General features: G+C 42.9%; 14 protein-coding genes and 1 tRNA gene. 5 read left to right on the forward strand and 10 right to left on the reverse strand.

Features of this window, described 5'->3' with window-relative positions:
* Positions 1-115: 115 nt before the first annotated feature.
* Positions 116-691, forward strand: a complete 576-nt coding sequence (locus tag ACA086_RS12725; protein ID WP_371003717.1) for a C40 family peptidase — start codon at positions 116-118, stop codon at positions 689-691.
* A 1-nt stretch (position 692) separates the two neighbouring features.
* Positions 693-2,714, forward strand: coding sequence for a ComEC/Rec2 family competence protein (locus ACA086_RS12730; RefSeq protein WP_371003718.1), 2,022 nt, complete (start codon positions 693-695; stop codon positions 2,712-2,714).
* A gap of 5 nt (positions 2,715-2,719) precedes the next feature.
* Here ACA086_RS12730 and ACA086_RS12735 read toward each other — a convergent pair whose 3' ends face one another.
* From ACA086_RS12735 to ACA086_RS12745, 3 genes are read right to left on the reverse strand one after another with little or no spacing between them, the layout of a single operon-like run.
* A complete protein-coding gene (locus ACA086_RS12735; RefSeq protein WP_371003720.1) occupies positions 2,720-4,498 on the reverse strand; it encodes a peptide MFS transporter in 1,779 nt (592 codons plus the stop codon).
* A gap of 51 nt (positions 4,499-4,549) precedes the next feature.
* Positions 4,550-6,079 (reverse strand): peptide MFS transporter, encoded by a 1,530-nt coding sequence (locus tag ACA086_RS12740; protein WP_371003722.1) that lies wholly within the window; start codon positions 6,077-6,079, stop codon positions 4,550-4,552.
* Between the two features lie 12 nt (positions 6,080-6,091).
* Positions 6,092-8,254 carry a S9 family peptidase gene (locus tag ACA086_RS12745; RefSeq protein WP_371003723.1) on the reverse strand — a complete coding sequence of 721 codons (2,163 nt, stop codon included), beginning with the start codon at positions 8,252-8,254 and terminating at the stop codon, positions 6,092-6,094.
* Between the two features lie 198 nt (positions 8,255-8,452).
* On the opposite strand from ACA086_RS12745, the gene ACA086_RS12750 reads away from it, so the two are divergent.
* Both ACA086_RS12750 and ACA086_RS12755 read left to right on the forward strand, forming a co-directional pair.
* Positions 8,453-9,775: a hydroxymethylglutaryl-CoA reductase, degradative gene (locus ACA086_RS12750; protein ID WP_371003724.1), complete on the forward strand. Its 1,323-nt coding sequence runs from the start codon at positions 8,453-8,455 to the stop codon at positions 9,773-9,775.
* Complete coding sequence (locus tag ACA086_RS12755) at positions 9,776-10,690, forward strand: GYDIA family GHMP kinase (protein WP_371003725.1); 915 nt, start codon at positions 9,776-9,778, stop codon at positions 10,688-10,690.
* Positions 10,691-10,737: 47 nt separating this feature from the next.
* Here ACA086_RS12755 and ACA086_RS12760 read toward each other — a convergent pair whose 3' ends face one another.
* The 7 genes from ACA086_RS12760 to ACA086_RS12790 form a co-directional block, all read right to left on the reverse strand.
* A complete protein-coding gene (locus ACA086_RS12760) occupies positions 10,738-12,858 on the reverse strand; it encodes a peptidylprolyl isomerase (protein WP_371003726.1) in 2,121 nt (706 codons plus the stop codon).
* Between the two features lie 92 nt (positions 12,859-12,950).
* Positions 12,951-14,180, reverse strand: coding sequence for a hemolysin family protein (locus ACA086_RS12765; protein WP_371003738.1), 1,230 nt, complete (start codon positions 14,178-14,180; stop codon positions 12,951-12,953).
* Between the two features lie 62 nt (positions 14,181-14,242).
* Positions 14,243-14,446 carry a hypothetical protein gene (locus ACA086_RS12770; protein WP_371003727.1) on the reverse strand — a complete coding sequence of 68 codons (204 nt, stop codon included), beginning with the start codon at positions 14,444-14,446 and terminating at the stop codon, positions 14,243-14,245.
* Positions 14,443-14,997: an LPS export ABC transporter periplasmic protein LptC gene (gene lptC, locus ACA086_RS12775; RefSeq protein ID WP_371003729.1), complete on the reverse strand. Its 555-nt coding sequence runs from the start codon at positions 14,995-14,997 to the stop codon at positions 14,443-14,445. The genes ACA086_RS12770 and lptC overlap by 4 nt, the downstream gene beginning before the upstream one ends.
* Before the next feature lie 55 nt (positions 14,998-15,052).
* A complete protein-coding gene (locus tag ACA086_RS12780) occupies positions 15,053-16,423 on the reverse strand; it encodes a tetratricopeptide repeat protein (protein ID WP_371003731.1) in 1,371 nt (456 codons plus the stop codon).
* 39 nt (positions 16,424-16,462) lie between these two features.
* Positions 16,463-17,728, reverse strand: a complete 1,266-nt coding sequence (locus ACA086_RS12785; RefSeq protein WP_371003732.1) for a hypothetical protein — start codon at positions 17,726-17,728, stop codon at positions 16,463-16,465.
* A complete protein-coding gene (locus ACA086_RS12790) occupies positions 17,729-18,457 on the reverse strand; it encodes a type III pantothenate kinase (RefSeq protein ID WP_371003734.1) in 729 nt (242 codons plus the stop codon).
* A gap of 127 nt (positions 18,458-18,584) precedes the next feature.
* On the opposite strand from ACA086_RS12790, the gene ACA086_RS12795 reads away from it, so the two are divergent.
* A tRNA-Phe gene (locus tag ACA086_RS12795) sits at positions 18,585-18,657 on the forward strand.
* Positions 18,658-18,839 lie beyond the last annotated feature (182 nt).

Consider the following 18,839-nt stretch of genomic DNA (forward strand, 5'->3'; position numbering starts at 1 on the left):
CTTCCGGGAATCCGTTCCTGAAAAGAGGTGCTTCTTTTAGAACTACGTCAGACTGAAGCCTGACTTCAGAATTAATCATTAATTTTGATGGAAGCCCGATCCTATCGCAAAGATCATGTTTAAAAAATTCATTATCACGTCTCTCTGTCTTGGGGTTGTTTCCTGTGGAGTTGTTAAAAAGAAAACTACCTACGGCAGTAAGAGAACGGCTGCTGTGGCAGCTTCAGAATTACCCGGCGAAATTGATAGCGATTCCATTTCTGACATCAAAAGTGACGAAAAGGTCATTGAAAGCGAGATCAGTCTCAATCGATCTGAAGAGATCATCAATACCGCCCTCACCTTTACAGGGGTGAAATACAAGTATGGCGGCACAACGCGAAAGGGTATGGATTGCTCCGGGCTATTGTACGTATCTTTTCTCGAACATGATATCTATCTCCCAAGGGTGTCATACTATATGGCAAATGAAGGTAAAAAAATTAAGCTCGATGAAGTCAGTAAGGGCGACCTCCTTTTTTTTACCACTTCTAAGCGCCGGAAAAGAATAAATCACGTGGGATTGGTGGTGGCTGTTGATGGGGAAGACATCAGATTTATCCACTCTACCACTTCCCGGGGAGTGATTGTTTCTTCCCTTAAAGAAGGCTATTGGAATTACGCCTTTGTAAAAGCCACCCGTGTCTTATGAGATGAAACCCCTGGAATTTATCTCAGTAAAGTTTAGCATTGGCCTGCTTCTGGGAATTAGCTGTGGCTGGTTATTTCCCATTCCTCAAGAACTGGCCATTCTCCTATCAACAATCTGCTTGGTTGTTACTTCGCTGTTTTTTCTATTTGAAAACTACCGTAAGGGAATATATTTTGGATTTGCCACATTTCTGAGTTTCATTTCACTTGGGATCGTCGCTATTACATTGGCACAACCGAAACTTTCAGCTCACCATTATTCACGTGACTACAACCAGGATAATGGATTTTGGATTCTTGAACTCAGGGAAGTGCTCAAGCCTACGAATTTCAACAGGCGATATATCTTCCAAGTACATGCTTTAAACGATTCTGCCAGAAGTGGTTTGATCCTGGGCAGTATTCAAAAAGAAGACAAGATTTCGGATCTCAAGGTGGACAACCACCTGATGTATTACGGAAAAGTACATCCCATTTCACCTCCCTTAAATCCTTACCAATTTGCCTATGATTCGTACATGGAAAGCAAAGGAGTTTATGACCAGATCTACCTTAATCCGGAAAATTCAATTCAGCTGAACACCACAGGAAAAAGCCTGAAGGGATGGGCAGCTCAATTACAACTTCATATTAAAAAAGAGCTATCCTCTACACCTTTGGGCGTTAAAGAGCAGGGAGTTCTCAGAGCCATCCTTCTGGGGCAAAGAAATGATCTCGATCCTGAGGTGTACCGGAGCTACAAAGATGCAGGTGCCGTTCATATACTTGCCGTTTCGGGTTTGCACATTGGAATTTTATTATTAATTATCCGGTTTTTCTTAAAGCCGTTGATGTCTTCCCACTTCGGAAGGAGCACCTCAATGATTGTTACGCTGCTGATTCTATGGGTATATGCTTTGTTTACCGGTGTCTCACCCTCTGTAGTCAGGGCTGTGGCTATGTTTAGTTTTATAACCTATGCCTTGTACCTCAACAGGCCTACCTCAGCTATAAATATCCTGGCCCTTTCATTTTTAGCCATTTTATTGATTCAACCTAAATTCCTGTTCCAGGTTGGCTTCCAGTTAAGCTATGCCGCTGTATTTACAATTGGTTGGATATATCCCCTGCTCATTCGATTCTGGAGGCCGCGAAATAGATTCATTAAGCGTCTATGGAAATTATTTGCGGTAAGCCTATCTGCACAACTGGGTGTACTTCCTCTCTGTTTGTATTACTTTCATCAATTCCCGGGAGCTTTTCTTGTTTCCTCAATGCTGATTATCCCCTTCCTGGGAATCCTCCTGGGCCTGGGGATACTGCTCGTCCTGCTGGCGAGTTTAAAGTCACTGCCCGATTCCCTCGCCCTTGTCTATAACCAAATGATCAGAACCATGAATGAATTAATCGGATACATTGCTTCTCAGGAAAACTTTATTATTCGGCAAATTCCTATGGACAGACCCGGACTGGTCCTGTTATCTGTCATTATTATCCTCCTCGTCTTAAGCCTCCAAAAGAAGAAGTTTGTCTATCTGTGTTTCCTGGGAGTTTCAATTGCCGGATTTCAGGTATGGAATTTATACCTGCTACATCAGAACAGGCAAAAAAATGAAGTTATGATTCTGCATCAAGTGGCCAGCACAGCCATTCTCTATCAAAATGGAGATGTTCTTTACGCGATGACCAATGACTCGATGAAAATAAAAACCCTGGTTGAAAATTTTGAGTTGAATCGGCGAATACAATCCACAAAATCAATTCCTGTTCCAAATTCATTTTATTTAGGTCAGGATCAATGGATACTACTAGACAGTTCAGGGGTACTTCCTCCGGTACTGAAAAATATCAAGGGATTGATTTTAACACAATCCCCCAGAATTCACCTGGGACGAATTCTCGAGCAGAGTTGTCCTGACAGAATAATTGCAGATGGCAGTAATTATGCTGATGACATCAGGCGCTGGAGACGTAGCTGTCAGATCTATGGAATTCCGTTTTATTCCACTGCAGAGATGGGAGCCCTGTCGTTAGGGCAAATGTAAAAAGGTTAACGAATACCGTGCATCATCCGTTTCAGAGGTCGGTTCAATACAATTGAAATACCCCCGAGGGCAATACAGAGAATGGTAAAGATCAGGAAGAAACTACTCAGGGAGTAGGTAGCCGTGATCTCGTCAATCATTCCTCCAAGTGTTCCTGCCAATTTCTGTCCGATAGCTATCGCCAGATACCAGATTCCGAACATAAAGCCAATCATCCGTGGCGGAACTAATTTACTCAGATAGGACAGTCCGACCGGAGAAACACACAATTCACCCATGGTGATCAGGAGATAGGCAAGTATCAAGTAGATCATACTTACTGAAGCTGTGGCTGCCCCCTGAGGGATACTCAGGGTTCCAAAGACCAGTACTGCAAACCCCAATCCTTGTAGTATGAGTCCGATACCGTACTTATGAGCTGCACTCGGGTTGTATTTGCTCTCCCACCAACGGGAAAATAATGGAGCCAGGGTAATAATAAAAAAGGAGTTCAAAATGGCAAACCAGCTGGCCTCTACTTCATTCCCCTCCTGAGCAAATTTCTCATAAAGACGGAATATCGAAAGCCCCCAGATACCTATAAAAGCTATACCCAAAAAAATGTTTGAGAAGGGAATCCTGGAATAGGTCTTTTTGAACAGCAAATACAACACCCAGGTAATGATTATCATCGGTACTGTTGTTAGAAGGGCATCGACGATTTTAAAGATCAGGGATGCAGAACCGGTTAGTGTCCTGTCTGTATAGTCCCTGGCAAAAATGGTCATCGTACCCAGATTTTGCTCAAAGGTGGCAAAGAATATCACCGTAAATATCCCAAAAATAGACACAGCGAATATCCTGTTCCGTACGAGCCTGGTATACCTTAAAGTCCGACTAATAATCAGGATCAGAAATATAAACAAGGCTAAGAGAACAGTAATAGTAGAGCCATCTAAAACATCTTCTGAAAACGGCAATTGCAAGGTAAAATCGAGGAAGTTGATATTCTCAATCTTGGATAGAGGATCATTGAATAAATACATCAGACCTCCCAAGGAAGACAGGATTATAAGGAGATAATCAAATTTGGTAAAAGGATTGAGCTTTTCCTCTACTTCCTGTTCCTGTATTTCCGAAGGATCGAATACTTCTGATGCCTTCATAGGCTTTTCCCCTATTTTGCCGAAGAGGCTACCGGCGAGCCAGAATTGCAGCATTCCGAAGAACATAAATATCCCAGCGAGGCCAAAGCCCCATGCCCAGCCGTAGTTCTCGGCCAGATATCCACAGAGCATCATCCCGAAGAAGGCCCCGGCATTAACACCCATATAGAAAATTGTATAGGCCCCATCCTTTTTGGATTCCTTGCCACGATACATTTCTGAAATCACCGAGGTGATATTTGGTTTAAAAAATCCGGTGCCAATAACCAGAAGTCCAAGACCTACATAGAGAGACCATACCGTTTCCAGCGCCATGCATGCATGGCCCAGGGTCATCACTGCACATCCTATGATGATTGCCTTTTTATACCCAATAAGCTTATCAGCTATATACCCACCCAAAATAGGCGTTAAGTAAAGAAGGGAAGCATAGGTCCCAATCAGTGCCAGGGCATGTTCCCTTGGCCATTCCCAGCCAGGATTGCTATCAAGGATAGGCGCAGTAAGGAACAATACGAGTAGTACGCGCATGCCGTAAAAGGAAAAACGCTCCCACATTTCGGTGAAGAAAAGCACAAAAAGGCCTGCCGGGTGCCCTAAAACTTTATCCTTAAACAGATTTTCGATATCAGTATTCATCGGTTGGTCTTTTTAAATCCTAATTGAATTTACGGCAGGGTATCCCTGATTTTATTTTGTTAAATCTCTTTCTTCTTCCTCCACTCCGTGAGTTAATCGTTTTAGTGGTTTTAAAAGCATAATCACCAAAACACCAAAGATGACGCAGAAAATGGTGATTCCGGCAAATATATTGAGTTCACCAGCTTCCGAAGCAGATTCTCCTATGAGTCCGGCCACTTTATTACCGAGTCCGGTAGCAGCAAAATACACACCCATCATCAGGGCCCCATATCTTACAGGTGCCAATTTGGTAATAAAGGAGAGCGCCACAGGGGAAGCACATAATTCGCCAAGGGTGTGAAAGAGATAAGCCAGGGCCAGCCAATACAATGCCGATTTTCCTAACTCCTCGTACTGCATAGAAGCAAATACCATAAAAACAAAACCAAGTCCCATGATAATTACTCCGTTCGCCATTTTAAACAAAGAAGAAGCCTCTTTGCCTCTGTGTTTCCACCACAACCAGAAATTAGCCACAGGAACGGCAAAGATCATGATATAAAAAGGGTTAAAGAACTGAAAAGCCGCAGCGGGTATTTCATAACCAAAGAGGAAGCGATCTGTTCTATTTTCAGCATAGAGATTCATTAGGCCGCCTGCCTGCTCAAATGCCCCCCAGAATACGATCACAATAATAAAGGACAGTAATAAAACCAAATATCTGTCTTTCTCAACCTGAGATCTGAGATCCTGATAAATGGTCACCATCATCCCTACTACGACTGAAAGAAAAATAAAGAATACGATATAGGCGATCTTCTGATGTCCGATAAAAAACCAGGCAGCCAGACTTGATCCTAGGGCGAGGAACAAGGTAATCAGCAGTGTTTTGCCTGAGCTAAATTGTTGCTGGAAAATCTGTTTGATGGAAACATCATCGCTATTCGCTTCCACGGGTTTTGGTTTATTACCTACTGATACCAGGTATTTCTGCCCTGAGAGATATACCACTTGTCCTAATACCATCCCAATGGCTGCAAGTCCAAATCCGGCATGCCATCCCCAAATATCAGCAACATATGCCACAGATAATGCTGCGAGGGCAGCTCCCGTATTGATGCCAATATAGAAGATTGAAAATCCTTTGTCACGTCGTTCGTCACCTTGTTGATACAATCCACCAACCAAGGTAGAAATATTAGGTTTCAGCATCCCTACACCTGAAATAATTAGTGCGAGACCTGTATAAAAGGCCCACATCAATTCAACAGAAAGAATCCCGTGTCCTGCTACCAGTAAAAAGCCTCCAATCATAACGGCTTTTTTCTGGCCGATGATTTTATCAGCAATAATACCTCCGGGAATGGAAGCCACATATACCAACATCGTATACCAGCCATAAAGGGAAAGTGCTTCGTTGCTCAGCCAGCCCAGACCGGGATTATCTCCCAGGGTCTCTGCAGTGAGATATAACACTAAAATACCCCTCATCCCGTAGTATGAGAAGCGTTCCCACATTTCTGTTAGAAACAAGATGTAGAGTCCGGCCGGGTGACCAAATAACTCTCTTTCGTGTGCTGGTTTAGTTGACATTGCCATATTATTGGATTGTTAGAGTTTGTTCTTTATAAAACTGGTCATTTTGCTGTAAAGTTGTAGTCGGGTATTTCCCCCGCTAATTCCATGACTTTTATCGGGATAAATGGCCCAGTCGAATTGCTTATTTGCCTGTACCAGTTCTTCGATCATCCTCATGGTATTCTGCACGTGCACGTTATCATCCCCCGAACCATGGATCAGCAAATAATCTCCTTTGAGCATAGAAGGATAGGTAAGAGGACTGTTGTCATCGTAGCCATTCGGGTTTTCCTGGGGCGTGCTCATATAGCGTTCGGTATATACAGTGTCATAAAACCTCCAGCTGGTAACAGGGGCTACGGCAATTGCCAGTTCGAAGGTGTCGTTACCCTGTAAAATACAATTAGACGACATAAATCCTCCATAGCTCCAACCCCATATCCCGGTACGATCTTCATCTATCCAGGAATATTCACTCAGCTTTTTCCCTACTGAGATCTGGTCTTCTACTTCGTATTTCCCAAGTTCCTTATAGGTCATTTTCTTAAAGTCTCTTCCTTTGTAGCCAGTTCCCCTTCCGTCAACACAGGCGACCACGATTCCTTCCTGGGCGAGCATCTGATGCCAGTAGTCATTACTTCCCCACCAGCGATTCGCTACCTGTTGTGATCCAGGACCACTGTACTGGAACAAAAACAACGGATACTTTTTTCCCGGGTCAAAATCGGCGGGTTTAATCATCCACATATTTAGGTCATAGCCGTTGATATTGATGGTTGAAAATTCTTTAGGACTTGTTTTGTAATTCTTTAAAAGTTCGGCGACTGAAGAGTTGTCTCGAATGTCCTTCATTTTTAACCCATCCGTTGCCCTGTGTAAGGTATACCTGTATGGAGTTTCCACACTTGAATAGGTATTGATAAAATAGGAGAAGTCCGTACTAAATGCAGCACTATGAGTCCCTACTTCTTCGGTTAGCTTTCTCTTATTTTTCCCATTAATTCCTATTCTATATACGTCGCGGTTGATCGACCCATTCTCAGTGCTCTGGTAGAAGATCGCTTTCTTTTTGGGATCATATCCGTAATAACTTGTCACCTCCCAGGGACCCGAGGTCAGCTGCTTCCTGATACTGGTTTCTGGCTTGTAGTGATAAATATGGTTATATCCGTCTTGCTCGCTGGTCCAGATAAAACTGTCATCTTCCAGGAAAGTGAGGTCGTTAGTGATATCTATATAGGCCTCATCGCGTTCCTCGAGCAGAAGGGACACCACTCCGTCTGGAGCCTCAACGGTATACATCCTCAAGTGGTTCTGTGCCCGGTTCAGGGTTTGTACGCTCAGTTCATCAGGATTCTGCTTCCAGAGCAACCTGGGAATATAGTATGCCTCCGGGAGGGGGACCTCCTTTAGGCTGGCATTCTCCAGGCCATAAAGATGAAGCGTGACCTTGGAGTTCTCCTCCCCCGCCTTGGGATATTTAAATCGGTTTTGGGAAGGATAAAGTCCCTCCCCGTAAATATCCATGGAAAATTCAGGTACAGCCCTTTCATCAAAGCGCAGAAATGCGATTCGGGTACCGTCCGAATTCCAGTCGAATGCCCTTACAAACCCAAATTCTTCTTCATATACCCAGTCTGTTACCCCGTTGATAATAGCGTTGGCCCTTCCATCCTCTGTGATCCGGGTGGTTGCCCCGGATAAGAGATCGAAAAGGTAAAGGTCATTTTCAAATACGTAGGCGACCTTGGATCCATCGGGCGAAAGCTGTGGGGCCATGATTTTGTTATCCGATATTTTTATAATTGTTTTGGCGGAAGTATCATACACATAGTATATTCCCCTTCTTGAGTGTCGGTAAATTTTTTCTATCTCCGTGGCTAACAGGATGACAGACTCGTCTTTACTAAAGGTGTATGAGCTGAAATAAGGCACTCCATTTTCCGGAGAAGAGCTGAGAATGGTAGTTGTGCTTTCCAGAGTTTCATAGGCGTACTTTTCAATACTACTTACCCCTGTAGCCTTATCCAGATTGAGAATGCTATAGTGTTGGCCATCGTTCATCGACCTGAGTTCCTGGAGGCCCTTGGTAGAAAATTTACCTCCCCAGATCTCTTCGAGAGTAATTTTTTGTTGTTGTGTAAAAACCAGAGTGGATGCTGTAAGGAAAATAAACAGCAGGAGGGAATTTTTCATTCGATAGTTTTGTTCAGATTCAAACCCTCAAGTTTACTAATATTTTCCCTAAAAAAATAACTTTCTGCCCGCCAATTGCTATTTCAATCGTTCAGAAAATGGCTTATAAGTCCTTGGTTTTACCCGAATGTTTAACCCCCGGAGGATCATCGGATGTTAAGGCAATATTACTATCTTTGAAGCCATATACCCTTTAAAATGCCCTTACCCATTGAAGGTTTTTCCAAGCTGTCTAAAGATGAAAAAATACGCTGGATAGCCGAGCAGTATACTGACGACCCAAAAGCGAGTATTTCCTTGATCAGGAAGTATTGGAACGACGACAGAAAATTACAACAACTCCACGATGAATTTATAGAAAATACCCTCACCAATTACTACTTACCATTGGGTATCGCCCCCAATTTTCTAATTGACGGAGAGCTTTATGCGATTCCCATGGCTATAGAGGAAAGTTCTGTAGTGGCTGCGGCAAGTAAAGCAGCGAAATTCTGGATTTCCAAAGGGGGATTTAAAACTACGGTACTTGGTACAGAAAAAATCGGACAGGTTCACTTCATGTACCGAGGAGACAAAGCCCGGATAGGAAAGTTTTTCGACGCCATAAAACCAAAATTTTACGAAGAAACAGCTGCAATAACAAAAAATATGGTTGCCCGGGGCGGTGGGATCAGGAATATTGAACTTAGAGACAAAACCCTTGATCTGGAGGACTATTTTCAATTGCACTGCACTTTTGATACCCTTGATGCCATGGGTGCCAACTTTATTAACTCCTGTCTGGAACAATTCGCCAAAACACTTCAGAAGGAGGCTGGTACATCCACTATCCTGCAGAATACTGAGAAGGATATTGAAGTTGTTATGAGCATTCTCTCCAACTATGTACCCCATTGTCTTGTACGAGCCGAAGTAAGCTGTAATGTAGACGACCTTGGGTCTGATATGGGTATCAGTGCCCTTGAATTTGCAGAAAAGATAGTGAGAGCCGTTTCCATTGCCAATGTGGAACCCCATCGAGCTGTAACTCATAACAAAGGAATTATGAACGGAATTGATGCTGTCGTTCTGGCCACCGGGAATGATTTCAGAGCAGTTGAGGCAGGCATTCATGCATATGCATCCAGGCAAGGGTCGTATAAAAGCCTTACCCAGGCTCGCATTGAAAACGGGGAATTTCATTTTTGGATTGAAATACCTCTTGCACTTGGTACGGTTGGCGGCCTCACAAGTCTTCATCCCCTGGTAAAAATCGCACTCGAAATTTTACAAAAACCCAATGCAAAACAACTTATGGGTATTGTGGCGGTAGCCGGACTAGCTCAGAATTTTGCAGCGGTACAATCCCTTGTAACAACCGGAATACAACAAGGGCATATGAAAATGCATCTTTTGAACATACTCAATCAGATGAGCGCATCTGATGAAGAGAAAAAACAATTAGTTGAATATTTTAAAAAACACAGTGCCACCCACCATGCCGTGGTAGAAGCTTTGGACCGACTAAGAGGAAAATCCTAAATGAGTAAGACTTACAGAAGTAATGGAAAACTTTTACTCACCGGAGAATACGCAGTTCTCGATGGTGCCCTGGCACTTGGCCTTCCCACAAGACAGGGGCAGGAATTGCTGATTGAGCCAGGTAAAAACAAAGGACTTCAATGGAAAAGTATTGATGTTGAACAAAACATCTGGTTTGAAACCACTTTCGATCTTGCAGAGTTCAAAGCAGATGCCCCCGTAACGAAAGGTTCTGATATCCGCCATACTTTATTAAGCCTGCTGAGAGAGGCAGTGCGCCTCAAACCTGAATTCCTGGATGCTCTTAACGGCACACAGGCTACAACCAAACTTGAATTTCCAAGAAATTGGGGCCTAGGCAGTTCTTCAACCCTGATCAACAATATAGCCCAATGGGCTGCAGTAGATGCTTATTCCTTGCTATGGAATGCATTTTCGGGGAGTGGCTATGATATCGCCTGTGCTCAAAGTAACAAACCGCTTATCTATAAAGTCATTAATAAAATTCCGGAAGTTGAACTAATCGAGTACAATCCTCCCTTTAGAAAAAACCTATTTTTTGTTCACCTCAATCGAAAGCAAAACAGCAGGGCTGCTATTTCACACTATAGAAAGAATGTGGCTAATCAACAGGGATTCATAGCTCAGATCTCCGATATCACAAGGGCAGTTGCTGCTTGTACAGAGCAAGATGCTTTTGGCGCCTTATTGCTGGAACATGAAGAACTCCTTTCGGATGCGCTTCAAATTCAAAGGATTCAGGATCAGTTATTTCCGGACTTGGATGGTGTCGTAAAAAGTCTCGGGGCCTGGGGAGGTGATTTTGTATTGGCTACCGGGAATGAAACTATTCCTTCGTATTTCAAAACAAAGGGATATCAGACTATTTTACCTTTTGACGATCTCATCCCATAAAAAAACCCCGGTATTTACCGGGGCTATTTCACATTTAACTTCTTCTATTAATAGAACACAGAACGATTGTCCTCGATATCTGCTTTTTCTTTTAAGGCTTCAACCAAACTGTTAGCTACCCTGGCGGCATTTGATGCCTGGAGATTATTGGAGTAGGTAACGTAATTGTCAAGCGCCGGTGCTTCTTCTTTATTCGTGACCTCGAACATGAACACTCCTGATTCCCCTGAAATAAAGCTGGATGTTTTCCCAACTTCCATAGAAAATGCAGTACCCACTACCAGAGGCTCTCTACCAGCCCCAGGAATGGTAGGCGATTTTACGGTCAATGCTGTGGCATTGGAAACGGTAGTAGCATAGGCAGCAGCAATTTCCGACATGGATTTACCAGCATTTTCGGCTTTGATTTTCTCCGCCTTTTTCTTTTTACGAAGGATAGGTAATACGGTTACTGAAGCATCTTCAACATCCATCAGGCCTTTTTTGTAAGTCGCTGTTAGCTGTACAACCGCATATCCGTTATTCACATCAAATCGCTTGATGTCTCCTAGATTTGTATCCTCACTAAAAGCCCACTGAACAATTCTCCTCTGAGCACCCAGACCCGGAAGATTTTCATCCATAGCTTTGAGTCGGTTTACCGGTCTCACCACATAGTCATTCTCCTGGGCAACCTCACTTAGGCTTTTATCAGAATCTACTGCAGTCATTTCAAATTTAGTGGCGTCGGTGAACAAAGCATTTATGGTTTCATCCGAGGGCTGTATGTCTCTGGTAAGTGTGGCCAGTTGAACCAAATCACGCTTTTCATCAACCTTTACAATATGAAAACCAAATTCTGTTTCCACCAGACCAATATGGCCTACCGGATTTCCAAAGGCAAAGTCATTGAACTTAGGAGTCATTATCCCCTCCTGAAAGAATCCGAGATCTCCCCCTCTAGGTGCAGATGGTCCATCCGAGTTGTCTCTTGCCAGCTGGGCAAATACGGCATCTTGTTTCAGAGCCTCCTCTAAAACATCTTCAGCTTTTTGTTTTGCTTCTTCCTTGGAACGTGTTACTTCGGGATTGGCACGTTCGGCACCTTGGTAGGTAATTAAGATATGGCTGGCTTTTACAGATCCGTTAGGTTTTTTAGCCATCATTCTGGAAACCTTAAAGACGTCCCCATCTCTGTAAGGACCATACAACTCCCCAGGAGTTAATTCGAAAAGGGCGTCGGCAAATTGTGTTGGTAATTCTGATTTTGCCTTAAATATACTGTCGTATTTCGCATCCGAATTCCTATCCAGAAATGCATTAACATCCTTAGTATTCCTGAATCCGGGAATGGTTTCAGTGGTATCCCTGTCTTCAAAATATTCCACACTATCATCCAACAAAGCTGTAATGGCGGCTTCTGTTGCATCTATATCCTCATCAGACGGTCCTTCTTCAAAATATACAAACTGAATGTCGCGGGATTTTTCCTGTGTATATTTCTTCTCATTCTCTTTAATATACGCTTCAATCTCATTTCTCGTCACTGTGATAGTGCTGTCAGGAATCGATGCATAAGGAACACGGACGTATCTGATATCGACCTTATCGTTAGCTAATTTGTAATCTAATTCTCCTTCTTTTAATGTAGCACCCATACCTGCCCGAACCAGATTGAAGTATACCTGTTGCTTGGCGTTTTCAATAATGGCTTGTTCGTCCTGTAACCAATCTTCATACTGGCTTGGGGCATTAATTTTTAATTCCAGAATAAAATCCCTGAACTTCCTTTCATCAAACTGCCCGTTTTCATCAGCAAATTGAGGATTCTGTGCAAGACCTGGGCTGCTTTTAATCACCTCGATAATCTGGTCTTGTTCTATGTCGATTCCCAGTGCTTCAATCTGTTGATCAAGCAGGGTATTTCGCTCTACCTGATTCCAGATAGTATTGACCAGCTGCATGGACGAAGCCGATTGTCCACTGGTTCTCGTAGCCCTTTCCAGTTTTTGTCTGAAGGCGTCTATTGATATTTCCTCCCCGTTGATATCACCCACTGAAGAGCCCACCTTTCCTCCGGAAAATCCATCACTGGTGAAAATTCCCGAAATCACAAATGCAAATAATGCCATTCCTATGATCAGGATCAAAACAGTGGTTCGTTTCCGAATATTCTCTAAAATTGCCATTTATCTAGATTGTTTAAAATCAGTGGGCGAAATTACCATTTTCCCTTAAATAATAAAAGTTAATATCCAGCTATCTGAGCTAGGTTTTGGGCTTAGTCGTTTTGTATCACTTCGAGGGTGACCAAATCGATCTTGGTACTAGACACTTCAAGGATGGTAAAGAGGTAGTCTCCGATTCTGATTTCTGTGTCTTTCTCAGGAATTTCCCCTGTTTCATGAACCAGAAGACCTCCCAGTGTTTCAAATTCCTCAGTGTCAGGAAGCTCAAGTTTATAAGTTTCATTTATGTAATCTACTTCCAAACGTGCAGAGAACTTAAAAGTTGTTTCACTGGTCTGCTCCTCGAGAAGATCCGTAGAATCGTGTTCGTCTTCTATCTCGCCAAAGAGCTCTTCAACAATATCTTCCACGGTCATCACCCCCGAGGTGCCTCCGTACTCATCTAAAACAACGGCCATACTTTTCCGTTTTTTGGTAAGGATTTTAAGAATCTCATGGATCAGCATGGTCTCGGGTACAAACTCTACCGGCAGCAGGATACTTTTTATGGTTTTAGGCTTTTTAAACAGCTCATAGGAGTGAATATAACCTATGATATCGTCAATCGTTTCTTTGTAAACAAGGATTTTGGAATAGCCTGTCTCTGAAAATAATTTTGCGAGAGACTTAGGGGTTTCATGTATTTCTACGGCTGTAATTTCCGTCCTGGGCACCATCACTTCCCGTGCTTTGACCGCAGAGAATTCAAGGGCATTCTGGAAAATCTGAATTTCAGAATCAACATCGTCTTCTGCTTCCACAGCCTCCATCTGTTCGGTTATATAATCTCCCAATTCCATTTTGCTGAATGCGAGCTGTACCTGATCTCCATCTGTCTTAAAAAAGGTTCGCAGTATAAAGTCGGACACTTTAATGATAAAATCGGATATAAGTGAGAATATCGCATAGAACATATAGGCCGGTATTGCCAGAAACTTCAGTAAGGTATTTGAATATATCTGAAAAAACACTTTGGGCAGGAATTCAGCGGAAATGAGAATGATCAGTGTTGAGATAAGCGTCTGAGTAAGGAGGCTGAAATCGGTTAGGGCGAGCTGGACAAATCGGTAATCGGACGGGAGCATCTTACCGAACCACGCCATAAGCAGGTCACCCATAAAAAAGCCGTAGACTACAAGGGCAATATTATTCCCAATAAGCATGGTAGCAATAAACTTGGAAGGTTTTCGGGTTAGGCGGGCCAGGACTTTAGCCAGGAAGCCGGTTTGCTTTTTTTCAATCTCGATATGGATCTTGTTAGCCGATACAAAGGCGATCTCCATTCCGGAAAAGAAAGCAGACAGCACAAGGCAAATCACAATGATCAGAATAGAACTATCCAAGACTAAGAGTTGTTATCACGCTTTCTTTTTTCAAATCGCTGGCGGTAATTTCTTCGAAAAATAAACATGCCCATGGAAACTACGGCAAAAAAGATAAAGATATAGGTACCCTGTCTGTCTGTATCCCATAATTCCCAGATCTTATACATTGAGATCAGGGCAACAATTAGGTAAAGGTATTCAGTAAATCGCAAAATCTTGATCATGATTCTTCTTCGTTTATTGTCATTAAACCATAGGTTCTATGGGCATTAAAAAAACTGAAATCGCGGTTAAAATCCATTCCTTCTCCGTCCATAACGGTTCCGTCTTCCGGATTAGTATAGGTAAATTTTTCCTGGGTAAAAATCCACTCCTCCTTTCGGTCCCAGTATAACTGGGGCGTCTCGAGCTTTTTACCGTCGTGGGTTTCTATCACAACTTCACCTCTCAGGTCGATTATATTAGTCTGAGAGTAGATGATTCCGTAATTGGCTTTGATGGTACTTTTGTTATTGTCTTTGTCATAATATTCTACTTCAAGCCCTTCAGGAAAGGTTCGATACTTAAATAACATATTGTCAAAGTCTTCACTAACCGGACTTTTCAGGACCGCGATCACCCTGGAAGCGCCTTTGTCTTCACTTTCCAATTCTTCCGGTGTCTCCGTATAAGTAAGTCTGAAATTCTGAGCTACACCCTGGGGATAGATTTCAATTTGCTTTTCATCTCCCACCCTTTTGTAAGTGTCCTGACAGCCAAAAAAAAAGATTGCCACAGTACATACTATGGCAATCTGATATGTTATTTTTTTACCCAGGGGTATCATCTCCTTACAAGCTCGGGACTGTTATGCTCCCACCTACCCAGCACTTAAAGCTAAGGGTTTTACCGGCCATTCCCGAATTAAAGATGTCCGTTTTTGAAGGCGCCTTGGCCGCATAACTGGCAGCAGCCTGTCCTGCCCTGCCGCTGAGTGATGGATCAACACGTCCGGCTCTTCGAGCCATATCAGCAGCTTTCCAGTACACTGCCCGCTTTTCAAAAGGCGTATCTCCACATTCGTTTGCGCTTGAAGCGTATAAGTTAGCTATCAGCAAATAAGCATTTCCGTTAGATGGGTTGGCATCAATTGCTTTCATTGCATAATTTCTAGCGGTCGACTTGCTGCTTCTTCGGTAGCTAGTGGCGATCTTATATGCGATATTTGATTTTTTCTTAGGATTAGTTTCCAAATCTAATGCCTTGTTAAAGTCGGCTATTGCCCCGCTGTTATCTCCGGATTTCTTTTTGAGCGTTCCTCCGTAAACATAGGCATCAGCAGAGGGATCCAGTGCTAGCTGAGCTTCGAATAATTTTCTGAACATAGGATCATCTGTACAATCCTTGCTAAACATTCTCCCCACGGCTCTTTTAACCCAGGTGACATCCCCTTTTTTTGCTTCAAAACTTCTTTCGTAAAGCGGAATCAGGTTTTCACAATCGGCCAGAGCTCCTAATTTTGAGTCCACACTTCCGGCAATTTTACCGTAAGACTCTGAGTTGGTCGTTGCCACTCTTAACCTGCGCTTTTCTTTAGATGTCAATGTGCCTGCGTCCTCTTTTGGCAGTAACTTCGTGATGATATCTGTCAACTCCCCATTTTCTTCTTCAATTTTTTCAGTGACATCGTCATAGGTGTTAAACACATCCTGCAATTCTTTTTTATTAGCCTCATAAAGGTCAACGAGGCTCGAAAAGTATAGATAAAGAGCTTTTGGATTCTTAAAATTCTCCCTGTCTTCCTTGAAAGCCTTATCTAACATATTAAATATCTGCTCGTTGGAAGCCATTTTATTATCGTACATTAAGAGTACTTTATCAATCGCTACTCCACCAGGGGTAAAGCTTTCAGGGAAATATTTCTGGCTATTGTCATAAAGGGATAATAGATCCTGAATAAACGCGTCCTTTTCAGCACCACTGCTGTTCTCTATCTTATATTTCAGAATTCTTTCACCATAGGAGAAATTAGCCTTGTTAATATCCGGGCATGCTTCATAAACCATTTTCCATGGTCCGTAGGCAGCGTCATAATTTTTAACTTTGGCATGCTCTGCATATATGGAGAGATTGGTCATGCATTCAGGATTTTGCGCCTGTCCTAAACTAATGCCTGTAAAGCCCAGAATGGCAAACATCATTAAGTAAAGTTCCTTTTTCATCGTGTTACGTTTTAAAGCGGTTAATGTACTAATTTTTTATCAATTTATTTTCCTTTTTTGGAACCATCTATCATTAAATGAGAGTCCTATGTTGACCCTGAAGTATTTTTCTTCGATCAGGTCAGCGGCAGTTGTACCTCTTTTCCCCCATTCAAATCCTAGATTCAGGTTGGAGAAATTTCCTCCCAACGGTAAACCAAGACCAAAAGTTATGCCAAAGTTTTGAATTTCCTTTTCGTTGACCACCACTCCTGAAAAATCGTATCTCAGTCCGGCTCTATAAGTAACTCTTTTAAGGTAGCTCCCAAAGGATGTATAATCTGGAATATAAAAAGCACCCAGGGCATAACTGCTGGCATCTGTATACTCCTGATTCTGGATTTTTAAGAATCGATTTTCAAAACTACTCAGTTGCTGAAAGCTATATTCAGCTCCGAGAAACCATTTTTTATCTTCCCCAAATCCGAGGCCGAAAGTAGCAATGGTGGGGATCTTAAGTTCTGTGTTTTTTAGTCCTTGTTCCTGCAAGTTTACGTCGAGTTCTTCGATAGTAGCTCCTGTTGCCTGAGAGAATGACCCTATGGTTTGTTCATTTTCAGAGATCAGGTTTACCTGTGTGTTAATGACGGCCGAAGTGAAGAGGGTATATTTTTTTCCGATCTTGGGAGTATAGGTAAGGCCATAAACAAAATCGTAACCTCCAACTTTCGACTCTTGTGTTTCCCTTGTACCAAACTGAAGGCCATCAATTTGCTGAACTGTTTCATTTTCCAGGCTACCAAAATTGTAGTTAACGGATGCCCCCAGGTTGAGATTCTTTGCCGCTTCGAAACCTATTGACAAAAAGACCTGATTGATACCCCCGCTACCGGAATACAGATTGGTTACATCATCACCATTGGAGTTCACGGTCTCCTGCAATACATCATAGCCTACAGAGGAGAATGGCCTGAGGCCGAGTCCGGATGAAATCTTGGGACTCAGAGGAAAACCGATAGCCAGGTATTCCAGATTAGTGACAGACGACTTTTCCTGCTCTGTAAAACTATTAAGGGATATTTCTTTATGACTCAAACCGGCGGTGTAGGTGGTGAGCCTTAACTTCCCATAGCCCGCAGGGTTTTTTAGTGAGATATGGATACTGTCTGTGTAAAGACTCAATCCTCCCATCATTTGATTTTCAATAGTACTGCCTGCTCTGAGGTCGCCGACCCCGAAATAAGAATAGGGAGAGACTGTTCCATCTTGCGCGTACAGACCACTGGCTGCGAGGCATATTATGGCAAAACCTAGTTTTCTGATCATTTAGCGTTTGTTGTATTCGAGCAAATAATTCAAGCCCTCCAGAAGAAAATTCGAGTTGGCAAATATGGTATTTTTTAGCCGATTCGACAAAAATTGACCGTCCCCTCCTGTTAAAATAACTGTTAAATGTTCAAACCGACTTTGATATTGTGTAATTACGCCATCGATCTCCCTGCATATTCCGTTAATTACTCCGCTGTGGATACTATTTTCGGTCGTATTACCGATTAGCTCCATAAATGGGCTGGGGTCGAGCAGGGGCAGGCTTGCTGTGTGTTCATGAAGTGATTTATAGCGCATGTGTAACCCGGGTGAAATGGCCCCGCCTAGATATTCTCCATAATCGTTGACCATATCATAGGTGATGCAGGTACCTGCATCTATGACGAGGGTATTGGTATTGGGGTAATTGAAGTAGGCTGCAGTGGCCAGCGCAATACGATCTACCCCAAGGGTTTGCGGACTGGCATATGAATTTTTAAAGGGCACAGAAGCTACCGAGGTCAGCAACTGAACCTTGCAAAAAATGGCCAAAACATTGAGTTCCCGCTTTGTGAGCGAGCCAACAGAGGCTACCAGGGCATGATTTATTTCCGGAAATTTTGAGAACACATCTTTTACCGCCTTATGAAAGCCGGGTGTATCCGAACTGGTTAGAAACAACAGGTCGTTCTTTCTGAACACAGCCAGCTTGTTGGAGGTGTTGCCCGCATCGATAACAAGATTCATAGTACAAAGATTGTAAATTGGAAAAAAAGACGGGCCTTTTTTTCCTTTTTTATTGGTAGTTCCTAAATTTGAAATTATATTTGCCCCCGCCTACGCACTAGGCTTCGGCGGGTGCAGACCCGCAGAAGGTACCTTAGCTCAGTTGGTAGAGCAACGGACTGAAAATCCGTGTGTCCCTGGTTCGATTCCTGGAGGTACCACTTAAAGCACAAAAAGCTCATTCGCAAGAATGGGCTTTTTTCGTTTCGAGCATTGCAGAAAGCTCGCTTTCTAAAGATGGGAGAAACGGAAAAAGCATTGCCGCAAGGCAATGAGCTTTGCAGTATTTTCAGCAGCGGGATCAAAGGAAGCCCGAAGTAGTGCAGAGCGCACTTCGGGCAAT

Source organism: Muriicola sp. E247, from assembly GCF_041358175.1.
In the GTDB taxonomy this organism is placed as follows: Bacteria; Bacteroidota; Bacteroidia; order Flavobacteriales; family Flavobacteriaceae; genus Muriicola.

Bases quoted from the DNA above. Each gene is read 5' to 3' on its own strand.
- ACA086_RS12740 (WP_371003722.1), bottom strand. From the start codon at position 6,079: ATGGCAATGTCAACTAAACCAGCACACGAAAGAGAGTTATTTGGTCAC.
- ACA086_RS12730 (WP_371003718.1), top strand. From the start codon at position 693: ATGAAACCCCTGGAATTTATCTCAGTAAAGTTTAGCATTGGCCTGCTT.
- ACA086_RS12725 (WP_371003717.1), top strand. From the start codon at position 116: ATGTTTAAAAAATTCATTATCACGTCTCTCTGTCTTGGGGTTGTTTCC.
- ACA086_RS12755 (WP_371003725.1), top strand. From the start codon at position 9,776: ATGAGTAAGACTTACAGAAGTAATGGAAAACTTTTACTCACCGGAGAA.
- ACA086_RS12785 (WP_371003732.1), bottom strand. From the start codon at position 17,728: ATGATCAGAAAACTAGGTTTTGCCATAATATGCCTCGCAGCCAGTGGT.
- ACA086_RS12760 (WP_371003726.1), bottom strand. From the start codon at position 12,858: ATGGCAATTTTAGAGAATATTCGGAAACGAACCACTGTTTTGATCCTG.
- ACA086_RS12735 (WP_371003720.1), bottom strand. From the start codon at position 4,498: ATGAATACTGATATCGAAAATCTGTTTAAGGATAAAGTTTTAGGGCAC.
- ACA086_RS12745 (WP_371003723.1), bottom strand. From the start codon at position 8,254: ATGAAAAATTCCCTCCTGCTGTTTATTTTCCTTACAGCATCCACTCTG.
- ACA086_RS12770 (WP_371003727.1), bottom strand. From the start codon at position 14,446: ATGATCAAGATTTTGCGATTTACTGAATACCTTTACCTAATTGTTGCC.
- ACA086_RS12790 (WP_371003734.1), bottom strand. From the start codon at position 18,457: ATGAATCTTGTTATCGATGCGGGCAACACCTCCAACAAGCTGGCTGTG.
- ACA086_RS12765 (WP_371003738.1), bottom strand. From the start codon at position 14,180: ATGGAGATCGCCTTTGTATCGGCTAACAAGATCCATATCGAGATTGAA.
- ACA086_RS12750 (WP_371003724.1), top strand. From the start codon at position 8,453: ATGCCCTTACCCATTGAAGGTTTTTCCAAGCTGTCTAAAGATGAAAAA.
- ACA086_RS12780 (WP_371003731.1), bottom strand. From the start codon at position 16,423: ATGAAAAAGGAACTTTACTTAATGATGTTTGCCATTCTGGGCTTTACA.